This is a genomic window from Caulobacter sp. BP25, assembly GCF_002737755.1.
GTDB lineage: Bacteria > Pseudomonadota > Alphaproteobacteria > Caulobacterales > Caulobacteraceae > Caulobacter.
Map to the genome: position 1 here is coordinate 58931 of NZ_PEGH01000020.1, position 25057 is coordinate 83987.

At 66.6% G+C, this 25057-nt stretch carries 27 protein-coding genes and 2 tRNA genes; 20 read left to right on the plus strand and 9 right to left on the minus strand.

Features of this window, described 5'->3' with window-relative positions:
* Positions 1–19 precede the first annotated feature (19 nt).
* The 5 genes from CSW59_RS19210 to CSW59_RS19230 all read left to right on the plus strand — a co-directional run bounded on the left by CSW59_RS19210 (position 20) and on the right by CSW59_RS19230 (position 4509).
* Positions 20–814, plus strand: a complete 795-nt coding sequence (locus CSW59_RS19210; RefSeq protein WP_099445582.1) for a sensor histidine kinase KdpD — start codon at positions 20–22, stop codon at positions 812–814.
* Between the two features lie 51 nt (positions 815–865).
* Positions 866–1300, plus strand: coding sequence for a SufE family protein (locus tag CSW59_RS19215; protein ID WP_099445583.1), 435 nt, complete (start codon positions 866–868; stop codon positions 1298–1300).
* A complete protein-coding gene (locus tag CSW59_RS19220; protein WP_099445584.1) occupies positions 1293–2243 on the plus strand; it encodes a rhodanese-related sulfurtransferase in 951 nt (316 codons plus the stop codon). Before CSW59_RS19215 ends, CSW59_RS19220 begins: the two co-directional genes overlap by 8 nt.
* Before the next feature lie 58 nt (positions 2244–2301).
* A complete protein-coding gene (locus tag CSW59_RS19225) occupies positions 2302–2751 on the plus strand; it encodes a PA2169 family four-helix-bundle protein (protein ID WP_099445585.1) in 450 nt (149 codons plus the stop codon).
* A gap of 159 nt (positions 2752–2910) precedes the next feature.
* On the plus strand, positions 2911–4509 hold the full coding sequence (locus CSW59_RS19230; RefSeq protein ID WP_143755021.1) for a hypothetical protein: 1599 nt from the start codon (positions 2911–2913) through the stop codon (positions 4507–4509).
* A gap of 47 nt (positions 4510–4556) precedes the next feature.
* Here the strand turns inward: CSW59_RS19230 and CSW59_RS19235 are convergent, their stop codons facing one another.
* The 6 genes from CSW59_RS19235 to CSW59_RS19260 all read right to left on the minus strand — a co-directional run bounded on the left by CSW59_RS19235 (position 4557) and on the right by CSW59_RS19260 (position 8779).
* On the minus strand, positions 4557–5279 hold the full coding sequence (locus CSW59_RS19235; RefSeq protein WP_201722864.1) for a DUF6456 domain-containing protein: 723 nt from the start codon (positions 5277–5279) through the stop codon (positions 4557–4559).
* Positions 5276–5647 carry a helix-turn-helix domain-containing protein gene (locus CSW59_RS19240; protein ID WP_099445587.1) on the minus strand — a complete coding sequence of 124 codons (372 nt, stop codon included), beginning with the start codon at positions 5645–5647 and terminating at the stop codon, positions 5276–5278. Before CSW59_RS19240 ends, CSW59_RS19235 begins: the two co-directional genes overlap by 4 nt.
* Before the next feature lie 134 nt (positions 5648–5781).
* Positions 5782–6711 carry a sugar kinase gene (locus CSW59_RS19245; protein ID WP_099445588.1) on the minus strand — a complete coding sequence of 310 codons (930 nt, stop codon included), beginning with the start codon at positions 6709–6711 and terminating at the stop codon, positions 5782–5784.
* 2 nt (positions 6712–6713) lie between these two features.
* Positions 6714–8486: a DUF885 family protein gene (locus tag CSW59_RS19250; RefSeq protein WP_099445589.1), complete on the minus strand. Its 1773-nt coding sequence runs from the start codon at positions 8484–8486 to the stop codon at positions 6714–6716.
* A 94-nt stretch (positions 8487–8580) separates the two neighbouring features.
* Positions 8581–8655 (minus strand) — tRNA-Gly (locus CSW59_RS19255).
* Between the two features lie 49 nt (positions 8656–8704).
* Positions 8705–8779: transfer RNA gene (locus tag CSW59_RS19260), tRNA-Gly, on the minus strand.
* A gap of 171 nt (positions 8780–8950) precedes the next feature.
* Between CSW59_RS19260 and CSW59_RS19265 the strand changes: the two genes are divergently transcribed.
* A complete protein-coding gene (locus CSW59_RS19265; RefSeq protein ID WP_099445590.1) occupies positions 8951–9811 on the plus strand; it encodes an SDR family oxidoreductase in 861 nt (286 codons plus the stop codon).
* A gap of 4 nt (positions 9812–9815) precedes the next feature.
* Here CSW59_RS19265 and CSW59_RS19270 read toward each other — a convergent pair whose 3' ends face one another.
* A complete protein-coding gene (locus tag CSW59_RS19270; RefSeq protein WP_099445591.1) occupies positions 9816–10688 on the minus strand; it encodes an alpha/beta fold hydrolase in 873 nt (290 codons plus the stop codon).
* Between the two features lie 56 nt (positions 10689–10744).
* Here CSW59_RS19270 and CSW59_RS19275 point away from each other — a divergent pair, with 56 nt between their 5' ends.
* Positions 10745–11926, plus strand: coding sequence for a glycosyltransferase family 4 protein (locus tag CSW59_RS19275; RefSeq protein WP_099445592.1), 1182 nt, complete (start codon positions 10745–10747; stop codon positions 11924–11926).
* Positions 11923–12897, plus strand: coding sequence for a glycosyltransferase family 9 protein (locus CSW59_RS19280; RefSeq protein ID WP_099445593.1), 975 nt, complete (start codon positions 11923–11925; stop codon positions 12895–12897). The genes CSW59_RS19275 and CSW59_RS19280 overlap by 4 nt, the downstream gene beginning before the upstream one ends.
* Before the next feature lie 9 nt (positions 12898–12906).
* Here the strand turns inward: CSW59_RS19280 and CSW59_RS19285 are convergent, their stop codons facing one another.
* Positions 12907–13506 (minus strand): YitT family protein, encoded by a 600-nt coding sequence (locus CSW59_RS19285; protein WP_099445594.1) that lies wholly within the window; start codon positions 13504–13506, stop codon positions 12907–12909.
* Positions 13507–13742: 236 nt separating this feature from the next.
* Between CSW59_RS19285 and infC the strand changes: the two genes are divergently transcribed.
* From infC to CSW59_RS19340, 12 genes are all read left to right on the plus strand, one after another.
* Positions 13743–14264 (plus strand): translation initiation factor IF-3, encoded by a 522-nt coding sequence (gene infC / locus CSW59_RS19290; RefSeq protein ID WP_013080311.1) that lies wholly within the window; start codon positions 13743–13745, stop codon positions 14262–14264.
* A gap of 125 nt (positions 14265–14389) precedes the next feature.
* Positions 14390–16327, plus strand: coding sequence for a S9 family peptidase (locus tag CSW59_RS19295; protein ID WP_099445595.1), 1938 nt, complete (start codon positions 14390–14392; stop codon positions 16325–16327).
* A gap of 50 nt (positions 16328–16377) precedes the next feature.
* The gene (locus tag CSW59_RS19300; RefSeq protein ID WP_099445596.1) at positions 16378–17571 is read left to right on the plus strand and encodes an MFS transporter; all 1194 of its coding nucleotides are present in this window, start codon (positions 16378–16380) and stop codon (positions 17569–17571) included.
* Between the two features lie 140 nt (positions 17572–17711).
* Entirely contained in the window at positions 17712–17912 is a 201-nt protein-coding gene (rpmI, locus tag CSW59_RS19305; RefSeq protein WP_010918930.1) for a 50S ribosomal protein L35, read from the plus strand.
* Between the two features lie 15 nt (positions 17913–17927).
* Complete coding sequence (rplT, locus tag CSW59_RS19310) at positions 17928–18284, plus strand: 50S ribosomal protein L20 (RefSeq protein WP_099445597.1); 357 nt, start codon at positions 17928–17930, stop codon at positions 18282–18284.
* A 120-nt stretch (positions 18285–18404) separates the two neighbouring features.
* Entirely contained in the window at positions 18405–19478 is a 1074-nt protein-coding gene (pheS, locus tag CSW59_RS19315) for a phenylalanine--tRNA ligase subunit alpha (RefSeq protein ID WP_099445796.1), read from the plus strand.
* A gap of 124 nt (positions 19479–19602) precedes the next feature.
* A complete protein-coding gene (pheT, locus tag CSW59_RS19320; protein WP_099445598.1) occupies positions 19603–22002 on the plus strand; it encodes a phenylalanine--tRNA ligase subunit beta in 2400 nt (799 codons plus the stop codon).
* 295 nt (positions 22003–22297) lie between these two features.
* Positions 22298–22447, plus strand: coding sequence for a hypothetical protein (locus tag CSW59_RS20675; protein WP_143755022.1), 150 nt, complete (start codon positions 22298–22300; stop codon positions 22445–22447).
* Positions 22448–22572: 125 nt separating this feature from the next.
* Positions 22573–22875 (plus strand): hypothetical protein, encoded by a 303-nt coding sequence (locus CSW59_RS19325; protein ID WP_099445599.1) that lies wholly within the window; start codon positions 22573–22575, stop codon positions 22873–22875.
* On the plus strand, positions 22854–23150 hold the full coding sequence (locus tag CSW59_RS19330; protein ID WP_099445600.1) for a hypothetical protein: 297 nt from the start codon (positions 22854–22856) through the stop codon (positions 23148–23150). Before CSW59_RS19325 ends, CSW59_RS19330 begins: the two co-directional genes overlap by 22 nt.
* Before the next feature lie 52 nt (positions 23151–23202).
* Positions 23203–23802 (plus strand): peptide-methionine (S)-S-oxide reductase MsrA, encoded by a 600-nt coding sequence (gene msrA, locus CSW59_RS19335; RefSeq protein ID WP_099445601.1) that lies wholly within the window; start codon positions 23203–23205, stop codon positions 23800–23802.
* 63 nt (positions 23803–23865) lie between these two features.
* On the plus strand, positions 23866–24393 hold the full coding sequence (locus CSW59_RS19340; RefSeq protein ID WP_099445602.1) for a TIGR00645 family protein: 528 nt from the start codon (positions 23866–23868) through the stop codon (positions 24391–24393).
* A 41-nt stretch (positions 24394–24434) separates the two neighbouring features.
* Here the strand turns inward: CSW59_RS19340 and CSW59_RS19345 are convergent, their stop codons facing one another.
* Positions 24435–25049 (minus strand): DUF1134 domain-containing protein, encoded by a 615-nt coding sequence (locus CSW59_RS19345; RefSeq protein ID WP_099445603.1) that lies wholly within the window; start codon positions 25047–25049, stop codon positions 24435–24437.
* Positions 25050–25057 lie beyond the last annotated feature (8 nt).

Here is a 25057-nt window from a genome sequence, read left to right on the forward strand (position 1 = left end):
GAAGGTCCGGGAGTTCATAATGCCAGAACCGGCGTCCCTGGACGCATCGCTTATCGTACCCTTCGACGACGCTGTTCCGACCGAGCGTCGGACGGCGGCGGAGGAGCGTCGCCGCGCGGCGCTCGACGATCGTAAGCGTTCCTTCCTGCGTATGGTCAGCCATGAGCTGCGGACCCCTCTGAACGCCGTTATCGGCTTTTCGGAGATCCTTTCGCATGAGCTGTACGGCCCGCTCGGCGCGCCGCAGTACCGCGAGTACGCTCAAATCGTCCACGAAAGCGGCGTGAAGCTGCTGAAGCTGGTCAATCAGATCGTCGAGATCGCGCGCCTGGAAGGCCACGTCACCGACATCAAGATGACGCCCGAGAGCCTCGACGAGGCTTTGGAGGACGTGATCGAGGGCCTGCGCCCCGAGATCGCCCGCCGCGAGGTCATCATCCACATCATCGGCCAGGGCGCCCTACCGCTGGTTATCGCCGACAGTCGGGGTCTGCGCACCATGCTGTCGAATCTGCTGCAGAACGCCGTGACCCACTCGCCGGCCGGCGGGGTGGTGCATGTCGCCGCAGGCCGGATCGGCGCCGAGGTCGAGGTGACCATCCGCGACCAGGGCCCGGGCGTGGACAGCGCTGAATTGCCGCGCCTGCTGCAGCCGTTCGAGCAAGGCGGCTCGCCGCTGACCCGCGCCAATGAAGGCGTGGGCCTGGGCCTGCCGATCGTCGACCTGCTGGCGCGCGCCATGGGCGGACGACTGAAGCTGTCGTCGAGCCTGGGCGCCGGCTTCCTGGCTCGGCTGATCCTGCAAGCGGGCTGATCGCCACGCTGTGCTTGCCTTGGAGCGGCGAAGGCGCCTAAACGCCCGCCCATGACCAACCCGATCGACGCCGCCCTCGACGAACTGGCCGACGAGTTCGAACTGCTCGGCGACTGGGAAGAGCGCTATCGCTATGTGATCGAGCTCGGCAAGGACCTGGCTCCCCTCACCGACGCCGAGCGCTCCGAGGACAACAAGGTGCGCGGCTGCGCCAGCCAGGTGTGGCTGGTCACCGAACCGCAAGCCGACGGGACGCTGACGTTCCGTGGCGACAGCGACGCCCATATCGTCAGCGGTCTGGTGGCCATCATGCTGCGCCTCTATTCCGGCCGCGCCCCCGCCGACATCGCCGCCTTCGACGCCAAGGCGGCCCTCGATCGCCTGGGCCTGTCCGAAGCTTTGTCGTCCCAGCGCTCCAATGGGCTGAAGTCCATGGTCGCCCGCATCCAGCGCGACGCCCAGGAGGCGCTTGCAAACCTTGGCTAGGTATCGCGTCGCCGCGCTCTATCGCTTCACGCGGTTCGAGGACCCGGCCGCGATCCAAGGGCCGCTGGCCGCCCTCTGCTGCGGCCTGGGCGTCAAGGGCACGCTTCTGCTAGCGCGCGAGGGGATCAACGGCACCATCGCGGGCGAGGACGCCGCCATTGAGGCGGTGCTGGCCCACATCCGCGCCCTGCCCGGCTGCGCTGATCTGACGCCCAAGACGGCCTGGGCAGAACGCATGCCGTTCTACCGGATGAAGGTGCGGCTGAAGAAAGAGATCGTCACCCTGGGCGAACCCGATCTCGACCCGACCGATCCTGGAACCTATGTCGCGCCCGCCGACTGGAACGCGCTGATCAGCGATCCCGACGTCGTGGTGATTGACACCCGCAACGACTATGAGGTCGCGGTTGGCCATTTCGAGCGCGCGGTCGATCCCCGAACCGCCAGTTTCTCGGAATTCCCCGCCTGGTTCCGTCAGTATCGCGAGGGCCTGGAGGCCGCGCGCGGCCCCGACGCCCCACCGCTGAAGGTCGCCATGTACTGCACCGGCGGCATCCGCTGCGAGAAGTCGACCGCCTTCCTGAAATCCGAGGGCATCGAGCAAGTCTTCCACCTGAAGGGCGGCATTCTCGACTATCTGGAGCAGGTGCCAGAGCCCGAGAGCCTTTGGCGCGGCGAGTGCTTCGTGTTCGACGAGCGCGTGGCGGTCGGCCACGGCCTGACGCCCGGAACCCACGTGCTTTGCCGGGGCTGCCGCATGCCGGTCAGCCCCGAGGACCAGGCCTCGTCTCTCTATGTCGAGGGCGTCTCCTGCCCAGCCTGCCATAACCAACGCACCGAAGAGCAAAAGGCCCGCGCCGCCGAGCGTCAACGCCAAACCCTGCATTGCGAGGCCCTGGGCGTCGACCACGTCGGCGCGAAATTGCCGGCAAAGTCGGGCTGAACCGTTCACGGCCGCCCCGCGTTGACAAGGCTCCCCTTCCCACACGAGGAGCCGCGCCATGCACACCAACGAAGACCACATCAAGCTCGTCAACGGCCTGGTCGAGACCACGATCGACAGCGCCGACGGCTATGCCGAAGCCGCCAAGGACGCCGACAACAGCAGCTACAAGGCGCTGTTCGAACGCCGCGCCCAAGAGCGCCGCTCGGTCGCTTCGGAACTGCAAGACGAAGTCCGCCGCCTGGGCGGCGATCCCAAGGACGACGGCACCATCCTGGCCGCCGCCCACCGCGCCTTTCTGAACCTGAAGGATGCCCTGACCAAGGGCGACGAGGCCGTGGTCAAAGAGGTCGAGGCCGGCGAGGACCACATCAAGGCCAAGTACGAAAAGGCCCTTCAAGACGCCGACGTCGATCCCCAGACCCGCGTAGTGATCGAACGCGCCTGGACCTCGGTCAAATCCGGCCACGACCAGATGCGCGACATCAAGCATGCGCTGAAGCACTAGAGGCCTCGGAGCCCAAGCTGGGGCGGGTTCGAGAGGACCCGCCCATTTGCTTCCGGACGCGCCTAAAGGAATCTGGAGCCCTCGAGCGGCGCTTGCCTTGTAATCGCGACGGCGGCAACCTCAGCGAGAGATTGAAGGTCGAGAGGGGCGTCGGTTTTGTTGCATCAAAGAGCGGCTCTGGTCGCTGTCGTCGCCGCTCTCGGCGTCTGGACGACATGTTCGGCGCAGGAGGGCGCGCCTGAACGCGGCGCAAGCCAGACCAACGCGCCGGCTGACCAGACTGGCTTTTGGAAGCGCGCGGAAAGCGACCACTTCGTTGTCTACTCTAACCAAAGCGACAACCTGATCCGCCGCTACGTCGCAATGCTTGAGGACTTCGATGGGGTCCTGAGGCTGCTTCACGGCAAGACCGATGCGGAAACGCCCCGCAAGCTGCCCTTCTATCTCGTATCGAACACTCAGGAGATGCGGCGCGTGCTTCCGGATGCGCCGGAAGAGATCCGAGGCATATATCTGACCCCGTTGGAGGACATCTTCGTCGTCGCCATCAGGGCCGATGACGGTCGCTATGACCGCAACAACGGCGATGACGTGGTGCTGCATGAGTACACCCACCACTTCGTCGCCCAGTACTTCCCCGCGGGCTACCCTGGCTGGCTTCAGGAGGGGCTGGCCGAGTATTTCATGACGGTCGACCTTCAGCCCGACAAGGTGCTGATCGGCGACTTCAACCGCGGGCGGGGATACGCCCTATTGAACACGAAATGGGTCCCCGTAGCCGACCTGCTGTCGAAAAGCCCACATCAAGTCCCCGAAGGCGATCGCGGCGTTTTCTACGCTCAGTCTTGGCTGCTCACCCACTACGTCTGGAGCGATAGGGACCGACGCGCGAGAATTTCCGACTATCTGGACGCTGTGCGCGCCGGCTCTCATCCGATGGCGGCATGGAAGGCCGTCTACGGTCAGGACGAAAAGACGCTCGAAAAGACCCTCCTGGCTTACATGAATAATCTATCGGGGCTGGAGCTAAAACGCGCGCCGCCTCCGCCGCCCAAAATCACATTCTCTCGCATGCCTGCGGGCGCGGATGACCTGATCCTGGAGGTTCAGCAACTCAAGCTCGATATTCCTCAGGCCAAGGGCCCCGACTTTCTGGCCAAGATGCGCAAGGTCACCGCCAAGCGGCCCGCCGAATTCTATAGTCGGCGCGTCCTGGCGCGCGCCGAATGCGATCTGGGCGACCGCAAGGCATGCGAAGAGATGCTGAGGAGCCTGCTGGCCGAACGCCCCCAAGACCTGGAGACCTTGCAGATCCTGGCGGCCAGCCGCCTGTCGACGGCGCGCCAAGCAATCCGCGAGAAGGCCAGCCGAGATCAGGTCCAGGCGATCTACGCCGACGCGACGAGCTATCTCGGCCGCATCCACAAGATCGATCCCAACGACTACATGGCCTTGTTCGGCTACGCCCAAACCAAATCGTTCGACTCCGTTCCGTCCGAGAACACCCTCAATGTGATCAGTCGCGCCGCAGAAATCGCTCCGCAGGCCTCCATGATCCGCATGACCGCCGCGCGGCTATTCATCCAGGCCAAGGAGTATGAGGCGGCGTGCGAGATGATGGCCCCGGTCGCTGGTAATCCCCATGGCGGCGCCCGAGCCAAGTACGCCACGCTCTTGATGAGCGAATTGAAGGACAAGACCGATGGCGAGCCCCTTTCGGGAGCGCCGCTGGCGAGCGCCTTCGCCGCGAACGGGTGAAACTGGGAGGCCTGCCCCCGCCTGATCGCGGTCGCCAGGGGCGACCGCTAGACCATCCGATAATGCCGCGCCAGGCGCTGCAGGGCGAGTTTCAGGACCGTCTTGCCCGTCCGGCGCGGCAGTTTCAGCGCGGACTCGGCGGCCTCCAGGGCCGAGCCCATCAGGCAGACCCGCTCCAGGATTTCGCGAAGCCCCGGGCCGACTTCCGCCAGGGCGCGGGCGATCCGCTGACGGGCGGCGTGGTCCCGTTCGACCGGCGCCAGGCCGGGTTGACCGCCATCCACGCGGGATGAGTCCCAGCGCATGGTCAGGCGTCCCTGGGTTCCGAGCCGTTCGAACTCTTCGCGCAGTCGCTCGCCGGCCGCCGCCTCGACCGGCGTCAGCCAGGGCTGCCCGTCGCGATCACGGCGGCGCGCTAGCCAGGCGATCGGCGACTCGCCGAGATTGCGCCGGACGGGCTTTGACGCCTCGGGCAGCAGGACCTCCCCTTCGATCACCCCGGGACGGCCCGGCGGCGGCAAGATCGGCTCGGGCCGGGCGATCATGGTCCAGCCGCCTTGCGGGCGAGGCTTCAACCTCGCCTCGCGGGCCAAGGCCTGAAAGCTGGCCTCGTCCAGTATCAGCATCGGCCTGCGACGACGATTGGCGCCCAGCCTGACGCCATAGCCATCGCCCTGCGCCTCGACCACTGCTCCGGGACGGGCCAGGAGGCGCATGGCGCGCTCGGCCTGACGGCGCGCTTCCAGTTCTTGATCGAACGTCATTGTCATAGCGGCAGGGCCTCCGCATGGGCCGGGGCTTGTCGAAGGCATGCCTCCAGTTCGGCCAGGCGACGGTCGAAGTCGGCGTTTTCGCGAAGGTCCTCGATCTTGCGACACGCGTGTCCGCAAGTGGTGCGGTCACGACCGAACGCGTAGGCCACCCGGTGAAGCGGCCAGTGGAAGGTGATGTGGGTCAGGTAGATGGCCAAGTGCCGCGCGCGGACGGCGGCATTGGTGGTCCGGCGGGCCGTGTTGATCTCGGCGGCGGGAATTCCAGTGGCCAGGGAAACGAGTTGGGTGACGAAACCCGCCATCAGGCGGTCGCGTCGGGGATCGGGCGTAATGACCCAGATATCCTCAAGGGCATGAACCAGCATGGCGCTCTCTCCTCCCGACCGCGAGCAGGTCGGACAGCGCCACTATAGGTTTATTTTCCTGAAGAGAGGAAGATATTCCTATTTCCGCACAGCTCAAGAAACTAAGCCTTTGATAAATTTAGACTCAACCTTCTCTATTCCCGTGACCAGACGGGCATTGAGTGTTCGGGAACGATCGCGCCCTTGCACCGAACCACCGTCGCGGCGAGGGCGTGGCCACGCTGCACCGAATCAGCGATCGACAGCCCCGCCAGGCGCGAGGACAGATAGGCGGCGTTGAAACTGTCCCCCGCCCCGGTGGTGTCGATGGCCTGGACGCGCTGCGGCGCGGGCGTCGTTGTCTGTCCCTCGGGACGATGGACATTGACCGCGTGGCTCTCGTCGCGGGCCACCACTTCCACACCCGCCGTGGCCCAGTCGGCAGCAAGCTCCTCGGCCTCGCGACCATAAAGCGGGCGGCTGTCCTCGCTGCTCAGCGAGATGTAGCGGCACGCAGGAACCACCCCGTCCAACGCGGCGCGCGCCGCCTCGGCGCTGGGCCAAAGCGCGGGCCGGTAGTTGAAGTCGAGAGCCACGGCTACGCCGTGCGAATGAACATAGGTCAGGATGTCCTTCAGCCGCGCCCGGCCTATGTCACCGATCACCGCCAGGGTGACACCCGAGAGGTAGACGAGATCGCTGGCCTTGGCCGCCTCGATCAGCTGGTCGGCGGTGTGGGCCGAGAACAGGTCGCGGATCGGGGCGCGCTCGCGCCAGTAGTGGAACTTCCGCTCGCCTTGGTCGTCCAGGACAATGGCGTAGAGCCCTGGAAGGCGGTTCTCGACCTGCCGCACGAGGCGGGTGTCGATCGTCTCGCGGCGCATGGTCGCGAGCACGCCCTCGCTGAACGGATCGCCCTGGCCCAATGCCGTACAATAGGCGACCTCATCGCCCAGGCGCGCCATGTAGATCGCGGTGTTGAAGGTGTCGCCGGCGAAGCCCATGCGATAGAGCGGCGCGGCGCCGTCGGCGGTCTCCGGAGACAGCTCGACCATGCACTCGCCGAGAACGGTGATCCTGGCCATGATCAGCCCTTCTTCGCGGCGTTGCGTTCGGTGATCCAGGCGTCGACCCGCCGCTCCAGCACCGACAGCGGCAGCGAACCGTTCAGCAGAACCACGTCATGGAAGGCGCGCTCGTCGAAGCGCGGCCCCAGCGCCTGTTCGGCGTGGCGGCGCAGCTCCAGAATCTTCAGTTCGCCGATCTTGTAGGCCAGCGCCTGGCCTGGCCACGAAACATAACGCTTCAGCTCGACCTCGATATTGACCGGCGAGAGCGCGGTGTTGTCGGTGAAGCAGGCGCGCGCTTGGTCCAGGCTCCAATGCTTCCAATGGATGCCGGTGTCCGCGACCAGCCGGCAGGCGCGCCACATCTCGTAGGACAGGCGGCCAAACAGCTCGTAGGGGTCGCGGTAAATGCCCATCTCCTCGCCCAGCCACTCCGAATAGAGACCCCAGCCCTCGCCAAAGGCGGTGAAGTAGAGGCTCTTGCGAAACTCCGGCGCGCCGGCCTGCTCCTGCGCCAACGAGGTCTGGATGTGGTGGCCGGGCGCGCCCTCGTGCAGCACCAGGGCCGGAAGTTCGTACAGCGGCCGCTGATCAAGCTCTGAGGTGTTGATCATCAGTCCGCCGGCGCGGCCGACCTTCGGATCGCCGCCGAAATAGCGCCCAGTGGTGTAGCCCTTCTCGATGGCGGCTGGCACCGGTCGCACCCCGTAGGTCAGGCGCGGCAGAACGCCGAAGTGGGCCGGCAGCTGGTCGTCGGCGCGCTTGGCGATCTCGCTGGCCTTCTCCAGAAGCTGCTGGCGGCTGGTCGCGTAGAAGCGCGGATCCTTGCGCAGCATGGCGATGAAGGCCGGCAGGTCGCCCTGGAAGCCGGCCGCCTTCATCGTCTCCAGCATCCTTCCTCGAATGCGCGCCACCTCGGCCTGGCCGATGTCGTGGATCTGATCCGGCGTCAGGGTGGTGGTGGTGTGCCGCCGGGCCAGGAACGCGTAGTAGCGCTTGCCGTCCGTCAGGTCCGACGCCGCCAGGCTCTTGGCCGCGCGCGGGACGTACTCCTCGGTCATGAACTTGACGAAGCTGGCGCGGGCGGGGGCGACCTTCGCCTTCACGGCCGCCTCGCCCTCCGCGACCAGAGCCGCGCGTGTCTCAAGCGGGATGCTCGTCGGCAGAGCTCGCAACGGCGCCAGCAACGGATCGTCGGCCAGCGGCGTGGCGGCGATGCGCTGGGCGCGCTCCAACACCGTCTGAGCGGTCGGAACCGCCTGGACGAAGCCGGTCTTCACCCCGCGTCGGGCGTTGTCGATATTGGCCGCGTACCAATCGGGCATCCGGTTCAGCAGCGCGATCCAGCGGCGCGCTTCGGTCTCGTCCTTCAGACGAAGGCCGCTGGCGCGGTACAGCATCATCACGTCGAAGCCGCCATCGCTGCTGAACGGCAGGCGGGATTCGTCGAAGCCGCCCGCCTCGATGCGGTCGTTCAGGGTCCAGAGAAGCAGCTCGCGGGTCAGAGCCTCCTGCTCAGACAGCCCCGACGTCTCCAGTCCTGTCAGCTCCGCGCGGATGGCTTTCAGCTTGGTCAGGCGCGCGGCGTCCGCAGCGGGCGTCACATCGGGCAGACGCCAACGGGCCTCGGCCGCGCCGCCGGAATCAGGGTCCTCATCGCCGCCGCCGAGCGTCTCAAATCGGGCGACCAGGCCTGTCAGGGTTTCGGAGGGACCAGCCCATGCCGCCGACGCGGCCAAGGCGGAGAAGCAGACGCCGATGCAGGCGGCGCGCCAGGGTGCGATGCGAGTCATGAGCCGGAGCTTAAGCGAACGGCGCTTGCCCCGCGACACGCGAATGACCACCCGCAGGTGTGTCCGTCGTGTCCAATATTCGGAAAACCGAGAATGGAGCGGGCGAAGAGATTCGAACTCTCGACATCCACCTTGGCAAGGTGGCGCTCTACCACTGAGCTACGCCCGCGCTATTCGCGAGATATGGTCTCATCCAGCCCGTCCCGAAAGGGAGGGAATGGAGCGGGCGAAGAGATTCGAACTCTCGACATCCACCTTGGCAAGGTGGCGCTCTACCACTGAGCTACGCCCGCATCGGAGGGGCTTGGTGAAGCGCCCCGCGACGAGGAGGCGGCTTATGGCAGAGCGCTTCGCGGTTTGCAAGCGCCCTTTGAGGGGTTGCGAAGAGGCTTTTTTCGACGGCTTGATCCGGGCGGGTTTTCGCCGGGTTTTCGCCTGGCGTTCTTGGGGGCGGAGTCCTGGCGTTGCGACTGTTCGTGTTCGGTCTGGGCTATGTGGGAGCCGCTTTCGCCAACGCCCTGAGGGCGCGGGGTTGGGAGATCGCCGCCAGCGCGCGAAGCCCTCGGCAAGCCGAAGCCCTGCGCGAGAAGGGCGTCTTGGCCGTCGATCCGGCCGATCGCGACGCCATGGCCCAGGCCCTCACCGGCGTGAACGCCATCCTGATCACGGCCCCGCCTGGGCCAGACGGTTGCCCGGCCCTCGAATCGGTCGTCCCCGCCCTCGCCCAAGCTCAGGCCTTTCCCGACTGGATCGGCTATCTTTCGACGACTGGGGTCTATGGCGACTTCGACGGGCGCTGGGTGTTCGAGACCTCGCCGCTGAAAGCGCAATCCGTCGAAGGCGCCCGCCGAGTCGGCGCGGAGCGCGACTGGCAGGAAGTCGGGCGGGGCATGGGCCTGACTGTCGCCGTCTTTCGCCTGCCGGGCATCTACGGCCCCGGCCGCAGCGCTCTTGATCGCCTGCGGGCCGGCGAGGGCCGGCGGATCGTCAAGCCTGGCCAAGTGTTCAGCCGCATTCATGTCGACGACATCGTCACAGGCCTCCTGGCGTCGCTGGACAAGCCGCGCGCGGGGGGCGTCTACAACCTCGTCGACGACGAGCCGGCCCCGCCGCAGGACGTGATCGAGCACGCCGCGCGCCTGCTGGACGTCCCGGTCCCTCCGGATCTGCCGTTCAATGAACTGGGCCTCTCGCCCGCGACCCGACGCTTCTACGCCGAGAACAAACGGGTCTCGAACGCGCGAGCCAAGGCCGAGCTCGGTTGGCGGCCAGCCTATCCGACCTACCGCGAGGGGTTACAGGCGATTGTGAAGGCGGGGGGCTGACGAGTTACTCGTCGTCGATCGCCAGCGGGCGCGGCGTTATGCCGACGGCCTCAAGCCCTGCGGCGTTGCGCAACCGCGCCGCCCGCGCGAGGCGGCGAGCGACGAGGTCGCCCTCCTCCGGCTCCGCCAGTCCCTTGGCCTCGGCCACGGCGGCGACCAGGCGCTCCAGGTCTTGAGGACGCGAGAGACGATGGTCGCCGTCCTTGATCAGGGTGAAGACGACATCCTGGCTGGCCAGGGCGTTGGCCAGCTCCAGCGCGTGGGTCCAAGGCACGTCGGGGTCCGCGCCGCCCTGAAGGACGCGCACGGGGATGTTGATCGGCACGGGCCCCGGCAGGATCGACCATCTCGCCCCATCTTCCAGCAGATCGCGGGTGATCGGGTAGCCGCCCTCGTCGTACTCCGAGGGCCGTATCCAGAAGCCGTCGCGCGCGATCGCCGCCTTGGCCTCGTCCGAAAGCTCGGGCGTCATCAGCTTTTCAGTAAAGTCCGGCGCGGGCGCGATCAGCACCATCGCCTTGACCCGATCCGGCCGCGCGATGGCCGCCAGGCACGCCAGCCAGCCGCCCATGGACGAGCCGACCAGAACAAGCGGCCCGTCGGTCAGCCCGTCGATCACCGCCAGGACGTCCTCGCGCCAGCGGCTGATCGTGCCGTCCTTGAACGCCCCGCCGGACTCGCCGTGGCCGAAATAGTCGAAGCGGACATAGGCCCCGCCGCTCGCCATGGCCTGCTCGGCCAGCACCTGAGCCTTGGTCCCGGTCATGTCGGAATGAAAGCCGCCCAGCCAGACGACCGTCGCGCCCTCTCCCGAAATACGTCGGAAAGCGAGCTTGGAGCCGTCTTCGCGCGGTAGAGCGCCGGGGGATTCGGTCATGGCGTCGCCTCGATCGTTTCGCTACTTAAAGCCCGCGTTGTCCTCGCGAGAGTCGTGTGCCCGACCTACCTCCCGATTTCACCCTGCTGCAAGTGACGCCGGAGCTGGAAACCGGCGGCGCTGAGCAGACGACGATTGATGTCGCCCATGCCGTAGTGGTGCAAGGCGGCAACGCCCTGGTCGCGACCAAGGGCGGGCGCATGGCCTCGCGCCTGACCGCCGACGGCGGCCGCCTGGCGCAGATGCCGGCCCAATCCAAGAACCCGCTGGTCATGCTGGGCAACGCCGCGCGGCTGATCGACCTGATCCGGCGCGAGAAGGTCAGCCTGGTCCACGCCCGCTCGCGGGCTCCGGCCTTCAGCGCTCTGTGGGCCGCCCACGCCACCAAAACCCCGTTCGTGGCGACGTATCACGGCGTCTACAACGCGCGTTCGAACCTGAAGCGCTGGTACAACGCGGTGATGACCAAGGGCGACCTCGTGATCGCCAACTCCGAATACACCCGCCAGCACGTGATGCAGGAGCATGGCATCCCGCCCGATAAAGTGGTGGCGATCCCGCGCGGCGTGGACCTGTCCCGCTTCGAGCCCGGCATGGTCGGCTGCGAGCGCCTAAAAACGCTCGCAGAAGCCTGGGGCGTCGCATCAGACGAGCGCCGGCTCAAGGTGCTGCTAGCCGGCCGGCTCACGCGTTGGAAGGGCCAGGGTCTGCTGATCGAAGCCATGGCTCTGCTGAAGGCGCGCGGCGAGGACCGCATCCTCTTGCTGCTGGCCGGCGACGACCAGGGCCGCAAGGGCTATCGCGCCGAACTGACCGCCGCCATCGCCGCTGCCGGCCTTGAGGACCGCGTCAAGCTGGTGGGCCACTGTGACGACATGCCGGCGGCCTACCTGCTGGCCGATCTGGCCATCGCGCCCTCCTTGGAACCCGAGGCCTTCGGCCGCACGGCGGTAGAGCCGCAGGTGATGGGCCGTCCGGTCATGGCCGCTGACCATGGCGCGACCCGCGAGACGGTTGTGGTCGGCGAAACAGGTTGGCTGGTGAAGCCCGGCGACGCCGAGGCCTGGGCGCAAGCCCTGCTGACGGCCTGCGAGGCCGGCGCCGCGCGACGCCAAGCCATGGGCCAGGCGGCCCGCGCCCGCGCACGACGGTTGTATTCGGTGGACGCGATGTGCGAAGCCACGCTCGAGGTCTATGCTCGCGTCTTGCGAGTTCGCGACACGGAGCACGCGTCTTGAGCCAGGAGATCAAGAAGGTCCTGGTCATCAAGCTGGGCGCGCTGGGCGACTTTGTCCTGGCCCTTGCGGCGATGAAGAAGATTCGCGAGGCGCATCCCAAGGCCAAGATCACCCTGCTGACCACGCCGCCATTCGAAGCGCTGGCCAAGCTCAGCCCCTACTTCAACGCCGTCGAGACCGACGGTCGCCCCGGCGATCTGAGCGAAACCCTGGCGATGATCGGCCGAATTCGGAAAGCGGGCTACGATCGGGTCTACGACCTGCAGACCAACAACCGCACCAACTGGTACTTCCAACTGCTGCGTCCCTTCCCACCGCAATGGAACGGCATCGCCTTCGGTTGCGCCCTGCCACAGAAGGGCAAGGCGCGCCTGAGCATGCACACGCTGGAGCGGCACGCCGACCAGCTGAAGGCCGCGGGCGTCTGGCCCGAGGCGCCGACAGAGCCCGGCAGCGCGCCGGCGCCGGACCTCTCGTGGATTCTTCGGAAGCAGAAGAAGGACGCGCCCCCCGTTTCCGGCGCGGCGAAGCCCAAGCCCTATGTCCTGCTGGTGCCCGGCGGCTCGGCGCATCGCCCCGAGAAGCGCTGGCCCGTCGAGTTCTACGCCCAGCTGGCGTCGCTGCTCAAGGCGCGCGGCTTCGACATCGTCATCATCGGCGGACCTCAGGAAAGCGCCATGGCGCGCCAGATCCAGAAGGCGACCGCTGGCGCGCGCGACCTGACCGGCAGAACGGACTTCGCCCAACTGGCGCTGCTCGGCGCCAAGGCCGCCCTGGCCGTAGGCAACGACACCGGGCCGACCCACCTTCTGGCGGCCGCAGGCGCGCCGACGATCGCCCTGTTCTCGGACGCCTCGGACCCGGACCTCTGCGCGCCGCGCGGCCACGTAACCGTGATCCGCTCCCCCGATCTTCAGGCCCTGCCAGTCAGCACCGTCGCCAGCGCGGCCACAGCGCTGACGACGCGGTAAGACGCGAGCCTAGTACCCCGCGTACCGCCCAGGCTTGTGATTGGCGATGATCACCGCGCTCAGCGCCACGGCGCTGGCGATCGAAAGCAAGAGCTTGTCGAAACTGATCGCGAAAAAGCCCGCACCCACGATCACGCAATCGGCGACCATCTGCACCTTGCCGGCGCTGATCCCCCGACGCTCCTGCAGATAGAGGGCCAGCACGCCGATCCCGCCGACGCTGGACCTGTGCCGCGCCAGGGCCAGGATGCCCATGCCGATGATCGTACCGCCGAAGATGGCCGCGAAGATCGGATCCACCCCCGTCACCTTCAGCCAATGCGGCATGGCCCAGGCAAAGCCCGCCAGCAGCAGGTTGGTCGCCAAGGTCTTGAAGGTGAACATCCACCCCAGGGTCCGCTGGGCCAGCACATAGAACGGCAGGTTCAGCACGAAGAACACCACGCCCACCGGCCAGCCGCTGATGTACGAGACGATCAGCGCCACCCCGGCGACGCCGCCGGTGACGAGGCCAGCGGCCTTCAACAGGGTCAGGCCGACAGCGATGAAACTGGAGCCAATCAGGAGGGCGTGGATGTCCTCCAGGGCGGTATGGCGATGCGGATTCATGGGGATCAGGCAGGGGTCTTGGTCAGGAGATCACGCGTCCCCGCCTCGTCGTTTCCCCCTGATCGCTCTTTAGGCCCGAAAAAACTGGCCCCGACGACGTCTCTTTAACCGCCTTCGCTTGATAGAGAGCGGCCGGCGCGTCATATATCAGTTTCTCGCGGCGCGCCCAGCGCGGCGCGAAAACGTTTAGCCCTACCCCTATCAACAGCCCCGGAGCCGCCCCTATTCGCCGTCCTATGCAAACGCCGCCCGTCAAGGATGGGCCGCGTATCAACGATGAAATCCGTGTCCCCCGCGTCCTGCTGATCGACCAAAATGGCGAGAAGCAAGGCGAGATGCCGACGTCCGCCGCCCTAGAAGCGGCTGAGGAGGCTGGCCTGGACTTGGTGGAAATCGTTCCGAACGCCAATCCTCCCGTCTGCAAAATCCTGGACTACGGAAAGTTCAAGTTCCAGGAGCAGAAGAAGAAGAACGAGGCGCGCAAGCGGCAAAAGGTCGTCGAGCTCAAGGAAATCAAGCTCCGCCCGAACATCGACGTTCACGACTACGAAGTGAAGGCCAAGTCGATGCACCGCTTCTTCGAGGAAGGCGACAAGGTCAAGGTGACCCTGCGCTTCCGCGGTCGCGAAATGGCCCACCCGGAACTCGGCATGAAGCTGTTGCTCAAGGTCAAGGCCGACTTCGACGAAGTCGCCAAGGTCGAATATGAGCCGCGCATGGAAGGCCGGCAGATGATCATGATCCTGGCCCCGCGCTAGGATTGGATCACGGGCAGACAAGAAAAACGCCCCGGCCTCGCGGTCGGGGCGTTTTTCTTTGGGTGTTCGCCCCCTCGACACCTCCGCTCGCCTTGGTAGAGTTGACCGACGAGGGGGAGTTTGGCGTGTTGAAATCCATTATCGCCGCGGGTGCGGCGTGCGTTGCGTTGCTGTGCGCGGGTTCCCTTTCGGCCCAGCCCAAGCCAAATCTCGCCGTCTACGGGCAACTTCCAAACATCGAGCAGATCGAGCTGTCGCCTGACGGCTCCAAACTGGCCATCGTGGTGACCGATGGCGAGCAGCGCTTCCTGTCAATCCGTCAGGTGCGAGGCGGCGTTCTTGCGGGAATGAACGTTGGCGCCACCAAGCTGCGGGGCGTGACCTGGGCGGGAGAAGAGCACCTCATTCTCGTCGTCTCCAGGACCGACGCCGTGGTCGGCCTTATGGGACCCGCGCGCGAATACTTCCTCGCCACGGACTACAATTGGAAAACCAAGAAGCAGGTTTTGCTGCTGCGCAATCAGCGCGACGCCATGAATGTGATCCTCGGCGCACCGATGGTGCGCATGATCAACAGCGAGCCCGTGGTGTTCTTGGAAGGCGTCCACTTCGTCAACAACGTCGGGCTAGACACCCTCTTCCGCATCAATCTGAACAGCGGCGCGACCCGGATGCTGGACTATGGCGCGCAGGTGGATACCGACGGCTGGCTCGTCGATGCCAAGGGCGAACCCGTGGCGCAATCGCTCTACAACAGCGAGCGAGGTCGCTGGACGCTCAAGATCAAGCAGGGCATGAGCTGGCGGGCGATCGACGAGGCCATCACACCGATGGGCTCCTATGGCATCGCCGGTTTCGGCCGAGATGGAAAATCAGTGCTGGTCTGGCGTACGGACGACAAGGATCAAGACATCCTGCGGGAGTATGACGCCAGCGGTCAGCACGTCGACCTGCCCAGCGACCTGAACCTGAGCGGATTGCTGCACGATCCCGCCAATCTCTCCCTGCTCGGCGGCTATACGCTCAAGGGCGACGACCTGATCTACACCTTCTTCGACCCTGGCAGTCAGAGAGCGTGGAACGCCGTCGGCAAGGCCTATCAGGGCGACCGCGTTTCACTGGCGTCCTGGTCCCAGGACCGCAAACGCGTCGTCGCAAGAGTCGATTCTCCGACCATGGGCCCCGGCTATACGCTTGTGGACCTCAACACCAAGACCGCTGACTGGCTGGGCGACATCTATAGCGGACTGACGGAAGCAGCGATCTCGCCCGTACGTCCCATCAAGTACAAGGCGGCGGACGGCCTGGAGATCAACGGCTACCTCACTCTGCCCAAGGGGCGCGATCCGAAGAATCTGCCGCTGATCGTGCTGCCGCATGGCGGACCGGAAGGCCGTGACACCCCCGGATTCGACTGGTGGAGCCAGGCGCTGGCCTCGCGCGGCTATGCCGTGCTGCAGCCAAACTTCCGGGGCTCCGAGGGCTACGGCTGGGACTTTGTCCAGGCGGGCTTCGGCGAGTGGGGCAAGAAGATGCAGACGGACCTATCCGACGGCGTTCGGGATCTGGCCAAGCAGGGGATCATCGACCCCAAGCGCGTCTGTATCGTGGGCGCGTCCTATGGCGGCTATGCGGCGCTGGCCGGCGCGACGCTCGATAACGGCGTCTATCGCTGCGCGGTATCGGTCGCCGGCCCGTCCGACCTGAAGAAAATGCTGCTGTCTGTTCGCGCATCCCATAATGGCGCTGTCTCCGCCGCCCAGCGCTACTGGCTTCGCTTCATGGGAGCCGATGGCATCAGGGACCCTGATCTGGCGGCCATATCGCCCGCACAGCAGGCGGCCAAAGCGAACGTCCCGGTGATGCTCATTCACGGCAAGGACGACACGGTCGTCCGTTACGACCAGAGCCAGATCATGGCCGATGCGCTCAAGAAGGCGGGCAAGCCGGTCGAGTTCATCACCCTGGACGGCGAGGACCACTGGCTCTCGCGCGGCGCCACGCGGCTGAAGATGCTGACCGAGACCGTAGCGTTCGTCGAAAAGCACAATCCTCCGGAGTGACCAACAGCGGGTCGCCAAATCGCCCCATACGGCTTAAACCGCGCGATCTGATGTCCAGCACCACTCACAGCACCCGCGCCCTGGCCGTCCTGCTCCTGGTTGTCTTCATCAACCTGGTGGGTTTCGGCGTGGTCATCCCGCTGCTGCCCTTCTACGCCACGGCGATGGACGCCGCCCCTTGGCAGGTGACGGCCATGTTCGCCGCCTACAGCCTGGGGCAGTTCTTTGGCGAACCGTTCTGGGGCCGGCTGTCGGACCGGATAGGCAGGCGGCCGGTGCTGCTCGTGACGATCCTGGCCAACGCCGTGGCCTATGTCGCCCTGGCCTTCGCGCCGAACATCTGGATCGCCATGGCCATCCGCCTGTTCGGCGGCTTTGGCAGCGGGAACATCTCGACGATCCAGGGCTACATGGCTGACGTCACGCCGCCGGAGAAGCGCGCCGGTCGGATGGGCCTGCTGGGCGCGGCTTTCGGCGCCGGCTTCGTGATCGGCCCCTCGCTCGGCGGCCTGTTGGCTCATCCCAGCGCTGGCCAGTTGGGCTTCCAGATTCCGCTGTTCGTCGCCGCGGGCATGGCTGCCGCCGCCGCGATCGGCATCGTCGCCTTCGTCGGCGAGAGCCGGGCGCGTTCGGCGCCCGACGTCATCCAACCCAGCCGGGGCGAGGCCCTGGCCCAGGCCGCCGCCCACCCGATCCTGTCTCGCGTACTGCTGGTCACCCTGGTCTCGACCGGCGCCTTCGCGGGCATGGAGTCGATCTTTGGTCTCTGGGCCAATGCGCGCTTTTCCTGGGGGCCGCGCGAGGTGGGGCTGTGCTTCGCGGTCATCGGGGTCATCGCCTCGCTGGGCCAAGGCGTGCTGACCGGGCGCCTCGCCCGCCGCTTCGGCGAAGGCCGGGTGCTGACGACGGGCCTCTCGATCATCATGCTGAGCCTCTTCGTCACGCCCTTCGCGCCGCATGCAAGCCTGGCCATGGTCGCGGTGGGCTGCACGGCCTTCGGCCAGTCGCTGGTCTTCCCCTGCGTGGCCGCCTTGATTTCGCGCGCCAGCCCGCCGGATCGCCAAGGCCAGATGCTGGGCTTGAACATGGCGGCCGGCTCCTTGGCGCGGATCGCCGGCCCCCTCACGGCCGGGCCGCTCTTTGGACTGGCGGCTGGCGGCCCCTACTGGATGGGATCGGCGCTGATGGTTCCCGCGATCGCCTTCGCTCTGACCATCGTCCACCGCACCAAGGCGGCCGCCTGATCGTGCCCGCCGCGCTTCAAACCCTTGCCAACGGCGAGTCTTTCCTGTAGCAACGCCGCCTTTCCGGAACCGCCTGGCCATTGGCATGCCATGGCGGTTCGTCATGCTTCTAGAGGACGGGGCGTAAGCTCCGACGCGAAATGCCGAAGTTGAAGACCAAGTCGGGCGCTAAAAAGCGCTTCAAACTGACCGCTACGGGCAAGCTGAAGGCCGGCGTCGCCGGCAAGCGCCACCGCCTGATCGGCCACAATGGCAAGTACATCCGCCAAAACCGCGGAACCAAGGTGATGAGCGAGGCTGACGCCAAGATCATCCGCACCTACCTGCCCTACGGCCTGTAAGAGGAGCGCTGACACATGGCTCGCGTCAAACGGGGCGTTACCGCCCACGCCAAGCACAAGAAGGTTCTCGAGCAAGCCAAGGGCTTCTACGGGCGCCGCAAGAACACCATCCGCACGGCCAAGGCCGCGGTCGACAAGGCCGGCCAGTACGCCTATCGCGACCGCAAGGTGCGCAAGCGCGCCTTCCGTTCGCTGTGGATCCAACGCATCAACGCCGGCGCTCGTCTCGAGGGCTTCACCTACTCGCAATTCATCCACGGCCTGGACGTGGCGGGTATCGTGATCGACCGTAAGGTCCTCGCCGACATCGCCGGCGCCGATCCGGTTGCGTTCAAGGCCATCGCCGACAAGGTTCGCGCCGCTCTGGCCTAAGGACATCTGGGTTTTTAAGACCCATTCGATCCTGAAAAGCCCTCCGGTGCGAACCGGAGGGCTTTTTGCTGCGCGCTCCCCTACTCCCCCGCGACCAAATCCTCTAGACGGATGCCCGTCATGACCGATCTCAACACCCTCGAAGCCGACGTGCTGGCCCAGGTGGCCGCCGCCTCGGATCTCCAAGCGCTCGACGCGGTCCGCGTGGCCGCCGTCGGCAAGACCGGCTCGATCTCGGGCCTCCTGAAAACCCTGGGCGCGATGAGCCCCGAGGAGCGCAAGACGCAAGGGGCGGCGATCAACGCCCTGCGCGACAAGGTCGCCGAGGCCATCAGCGCCAAGAAGGCCGCGCTGGAGGCCGCCGAGCTGGACGCGCGCCTGGCCAGCGAAACCCTGGACCTCTCTTTGCCCGCGCCCTACCGCCGCAAGGGCAGCGTCCACCCGACCATGCAGACCATGGACGAGATCGTCGCGGTCTTCGCCGAAATGGGCTTTGCGGTCGCCGAAGGTCCGGACATCGAGGACGACTTTCACAACTTCACGGCCCTGAACTTCCCCGAGAAGCACCCGGCCCGCGAGATGCACGACACCTTCTTCTTCAACACGAAGGAGAGCGGTGAGCGCATGCTTCTGCGCACCCACACCAGCCCCGTGCAGGTGCGGACCATGGTGTCGCAACAGCCGCCGATCCGCATCATCGCCCCGGGTCGCACCTATCGCGTGGACAACGACGCCACCCACACGCCGGTGTTCCACCAGGTCGAGGGCTTGGTGATCGACAGGGGCATCCACATGGGTCACCTGAAGTGGACCCTGGAGACCTTCCTGGCGCGGTTCTTCGAGACCGACGCGGTCACGACCCAGTTCCGTCCGCACCACTTCCCGTTCACCGAGCCGTCGGCCGAGATGGACGTGCAGTGCGATCGGTCGGGCGGCGAGATCAAGATCGGCCAGGGCACGAGCTGGCTCGAAATCCTGGGCTGCGGCATGGTTCACCCGAACGTCCTGCGCGCCTGCGGCATCGACCCGGACGAATACCAGGGCTTCGCCTTCGGCATGGGCGTCGATCGCTTAGGCATGCTGAAATACGGCATGCCGGACCTGCGCGACATGTGGTCGTCGGACGTCCGCTGGCTGTCGCACTACGGCTTCAGCGCGTTTGCCGCGCCGAACCCGGCTTCTGGGCTGAGCTAGACAAGAACCCTCCCCTCCCCCTTGCGGGGAGGGGGCAGGGGGTGGGGGTGAGACGCCGCCGCCTCCGAGCACACACCCCAACCCCAACCCCTCCCCGCAAGGGGGAGGGGCTTGGAGATCGAAAATGAAATTCACCCTGTCCTGGCTCAAGGATCACCTTGAGACCACCGCCACCGTCCCCGAGATCGTCGCGGCCATGACCATGGCCGGGCTCGAGGTCGAGCACGTCATTGATCCGGCGACCAAGCTGGCCCCGTTCACGGTCTGCAAGATCGTCGAGGCCGCTCGGCACCCGAACGCCGATCGCCTTCAGGTCTGCCAAGTCGACACCGTCGACGGCCGCAAGGAGATCGTCTGCGGCGCGCCGAACGCCCGCGCGGGCCTGACCACCATCTACGCCCCGATCGGCGCCTATGTGCCTGGCCTGGACGTCACCCTGGTCGAGAAGCCGGTGCGCGGCGTCGTCTCCAACGGCATGCTCTGCTCGGCCGCCGAGCTGGAATACGCTAGCGAGAGCGACGGCATCATGGAGCTGCCCGATAGCCTGGCGGTCGGCACGCCTGCCGTCGACGCCCTGGGCCTGGAAGCCGTCATCGACTTCGAAGTCACCCCCAACCGCCCCGACTGGCTGGGCGTCGCCGGCATCGCCCGCGACCTAGCTGCTGCGGGTGTGGGCACGCTCAAAGACCTGTCGATCGCGCCGGTCGCGGGAACCTTCCCCTGCCCGATCACCGTCAAGGTGGACGGCGAGGCCTGCCCGGTGTTCGCCGGCCGCCTGATCAGGGGCGTCAAGAACGGCCCCTCGCCCAAGTGGCTGCAGGATCGCCTGACCGCTATTGGCCTGCGCCCGATCAACGCCCTGGTGGATGTCACCAACCTGATCTCCTACGACCGCGCCCGGCCGCTGCACGTCTATGACGCGGCCAAGCTGTCGGGGACGGAGATCTCGACGCGCCTGGGCCGTCATGGCGTCCACGGCGACGAGCACCTGATTGCGCTGGACGGTAAGACCTACGAGCTGACGCCCGAGATGTGCGTGATCGCCGACGCCCACGGCGATCGCCCGATCGGCCTGGGCGGCGTCATGGGCGGCGAGAGCACCGGCTGCTCGGACGAGACGGTCGACGTCTTCATCGAGAGCGCCTGGTTCGAACCGATCCGCATCGCCCAGACGGGCCGCGCCACCGGCATCAACAGCGACGCTCAGTACCGCTTCGCCCGCACGGTCGACACCGGCTCGGTCGTTCCGGGCATCGAGCTGGCCACCAAGCTGATCCTGGAGCTTTGCGGCGGCCAGCCGTCGGAGATCGTCGTCGCCGGCGAGGCCCCGGCCGCGCCGAAGGGCTTCGTGTTCGACCCGGCCTATGTCGAGCAGCTGTCGGGCCTGTCGGTCTCGACCGATCGCGCGCGCCAGATCCTGGTTGCTCTGGGCTTCGACGTCGAAGAGGGCTCGCCCTGGACCGTCATACCGCCGACCTTCCGCCGCGACGTGGAGGGCAAGGCCGACCTCGTCGAAGAAGTCGCCCGCATCGCCGGCTACGGCGCCCTGCCCTCGACACCGCTGCCGGAAGTTCCGCGCGCCGTCGGCGGCATCCTGACCGCCAAGCAGGCCCGCGCTCGCACCGCGCGTCGGGCGCTCGCGGCGGCCGGCTATGCCGAGGCCGTGACCTTCAGCTTCACCAGCCGCAAGACCGCGCAACTGTTCGGCGGCGGCGCGGCCGAACTGGTCCTGGCCAATCCGATCGCCTCGGAGCTGGACTGCATGCGCCCGTCGCTGCTGCCCAACCTGATCGAAGCGGTCGGCCGCAACGGCCGCCAGGGCTTCCCGGACGCGGCCCTGTTCGAGATTGGCCCGACCTTCCACGGCGACAAGCCGGCCGACCAGCGCACCGTCGTCTCGGCGATCCTGGTCCCCAAAGCCCCGCGCGGTTGGGACAAGTCGGCCCAAGGCGACGTCTTCAGTGTGAAGGCGGACCTGCTGGCCCTGCTGGAAGAACTGGGTGCGCCCGTCGCCTCGCTGCAGACGGCGCAAGGCTCGGCCTCGCCCTGGTGGCATCCTGGGCGCTCGGCGCGCCTGCAACTGGGCCCCAAGGCGGTGATGGCCGAGTTTGGCGAGATCCACCCGGCTGTCCTGAAGGCCCTGGACGTGGCCGGCCCGGTCTATGGCTTCGAGATCACCCTAGAGGCGATTCCCGAGCCGAAGAAGAAGTCGGTCAAGACGCGTCCGGCCTTCTCGCCCTCGGCCCTGATGCCGCTGACCCGCGACTTCGCCTTCCTGGTCGAGAAGACCAAGGCCGCCGGCGATCTGGTAAAAGCCGCCGCCGGCGCAGACAAGGCGCTGATCACCGCCGCCCGCGTGTTCGACGTCTATGAAGGCCCCGGCGTGCCGGAGGGCTTCAAGTCAATCGCGATCGAGATCGTGGTCCAGCCCCGCGAAGCCACCCTCACCGACGCCGAGATCGAGGCCCTGTCGGCCAAGGTCGTGGCGGCGGCCGAGAAGGCCGGCGGCAAGCTGCGGTCTTAATTTTCCTTCTCCCCTTGCGGGAGAAGGTGGCAGCCGAAGGCTGACGGATGAGGGGTCGCGCAGGCGGCCCCTTTTTCGTTGTAGAGGCATTCAACCCCTCATCCGGCGCTGCGCGCCACCTTCTCCCGCAAGGGGGAGAAGGAAGCCGTATTGTCCACTTTCCAGGCGCCGAGCCTCGCCAAGGGCAAAACCCGCCCTCCTCCGCGACCGAACGTCCCTGCTTGGGGTGAGACCTTGCGCGGTGGCGAATGTCACGCTACCTGTAACAAGCGCCAATCGGAGTTATCGCTTCTACATGCAATCGACCTTCGCCTTCGCCGCTTTCGTGACCACCGGCCTCGCCGCCGTGGTTGCGATGTCGTGCGCGGTGTCGATGTGGAATATGATTAACCAGATTAAAACCGTGCGAGTTCGAACGGGGCAAAATCGGCGCAAGCAGCGGTAGGGAACCCTACCAAACCCAAAGCCGAAGGATCGCAAGATCTCCAAAAAGCCCCGCTCCCACGAGCGGGGTTTTTTGTTGCGCGGTTCCTCGGTCCTCCAGTCTCTCAGATCCTAAGGACCACACCGATGAGCTACCTGCCCTCTCCACCCGCCTTCCACAGCGACGCCGACGGCGTTACCGTGCACCAATTGCTGCTGGCCGCGCAGGACGCGCCCAGCGCGCTCGACGCCGTTCGCCAAGGCCTGGCTGACAGCGGCGCCGAACTGTGCGGCCTGACCCTGAAGCCTGTTGGCCAGATCGTCGAAGCCTCGCTGCGCGTGCGCCATCTGGGCGACCAGGCGGCTCGACTGCTGGCCCGCGACCTCGCCGCCTGGCCGGGCGTGAATTCGGCCTCGGTCGAGCACCAGTGGGTCCGCCCGTGCGCGTAGAGGACCTCAAACCCGAAGAAGACACCTTTGCTTCTCTTAGGCGCCGCCTCTTCCTGGTCACCGCCGAGGACACGCCCGACGCCCTGATGCGTGTGCTGGGCGTGGCCTCGGTCCAGCAGGCGCGGCTGCGCGCCCTGTCCGCCGCTCCCGAGGGCCAGCACATGGCCATTAGACTCGAGATCGACGACCAGGGCGACGCCCGCGCCGAAGCCCTGGCCTCGCGCCTGGCTGCCTGTCCCTCGGTGCGCGGCGTCGGTTTCGGCTGGCGGCAGTAACCGATCGAGCGTTTCGTGCGTATCTGAGGTGAGTTCGCCTTCGGAGACCACGATGCGCCGCCTGCTTACCCTCCTCATCGCCGCCGTCGCCCTGCTGGGCGCGCCCGCCCTCGCCGCTCCCCCATCTGGCGCTCCCAAAACCGAGACCGCCGTGTTCGCCGGCGGCTGCTTCTGGTGCATGGAGCACGACATGGGCGGCATTTCCGGCGTGCTGAAGGTCGAGAGCGGCTACACTGGCGGCCACGTCAAGAACCCGACCTATCGCGACGTCACGAGCGAGCGCAGCGGCCACTACGAGGCGGTTCGCGTGACCTACGACCCCGCCAAACTGGACTACGGCTTCCTGCTCTACCGCTACTGGAAGCTGGTGGATCCGACCGACGACGGCGGCCAGTTCTGCGATCGCGGCCCCTCCTACCGCCCGGCGCTTTTCGTCACGCCCGCCCAGCGCCCGATCGCCGAGAAATCCCGCGCCGACGCCGCCAAGCGCCTGAGGACAGGGACGATGAAAGCCCAGATCCTGCCGCTGCAGACCTTCTACCCGGCCGAGGAATACCACCGCGACTACGCCAAGCGGAACGCGGCCAACTACAACGCCTATCGCCTCGGCTGCGGCCGCGACGCGCGCTTGAAACAGGTCTGGGGCGGGTAGATCGGGCGTGCTGGCGCTCGCTCGCCGGCCCCGCTAGGTTGGCTTCGATCACGGAGGTCGTGGATGAAGAAACCAGCTTGGGAAATATGGCTCGAGCGCGGACTGTTCGCCTCGCGCTGGCTGATGGCCCCATTCTACGTGGGGCTGGTCGTCGCCTTGGCGGCGCTGATCGTCGTCTTCTTCCAGGAACTAGCGCACGAGCTGCCCGGCTTGCTGGCCATGAAGCCCGAGGACGCCATCCTGATGGCGCTGACGCTGATCGACCTGTCGCTGGCCGCCAACCTGCTGGTGATCGTCATATTGTCTGGCTACGAGAACTTCGTCTCCAAGATCGACACGGCCAGCCACGAGGATCGGCCTGAATGGATGGGCACGGTCGACTTCTCGGGCCTGAAGATGAAACTGATCGCCTCGATCGTGGCGATCTCGGCGATCGCCCTGCTCAAGGCCTTTCTGAAACTGACCGAGCCTGGCCAGACCGTGGATCAGGTGCGCCTGTTCTGGCTGGTGATGGTTCACCTGTCCTTCGTGGTGTCGGGCGTGCTGCTGGCCGTGATGGACTGGCTGAGCGCCAAGGTGGCCAAGCACTGAAGCGCCCAGGCTCTCCCGCGCGGCGGGAGAGCCTTCGAAGCTTAGAACGGCAGCGTGCGACGCTTGCGGCTGTAGCCCAGATAGCCGACGTTCGCGCCCAGGCGCAGACCCACGCCGGCGCGGATTGGCGCCAGGGCGATGTCGTCGGCCTTTTGGTAGTTCACGCCAAGACCGCCGATCAGGTAGGCGCTGCCCTCGACACCGGGGAAGCGGCGGAAAAGCGCGTCTGGATACTGCAGGTTATAGCACAGGGTGAAGACGCGGCTGGCGTTGCCGCCCCAGTCCCAGCCCACCGACGGGCCCTGCCAGAAGACCTCCATGGTCGGACGGCCCTTCATATAGAGCAGGCCCCGGCCGTAGCGCAGGCCGACCCCGATCGCGCCCGAGCCTTCCTCGCCGGCGATGTAGCCCGTCGGCTGGCCCTTCTCCTTGAACACGCGCTCGATCGCCGCGCCCGCGCTCTCGGCCGTGACGCCCAGGAAGTCCGACGTGGCGCGGACCATCTCGTCGCGTGAATAGGTCGAGGCGCCGCCCGTTTGGAAGTTCGGGCCGCCCGCCCCCGCCGGCGTCGGATTGGCTTGGCGCGCGAGCGCGTCTGTCGCCGAGGCGGTCAGGCCGGCGGCGGCGCCGGAAAGGATCAGCTTGCGACGGTCCATGTATGGGC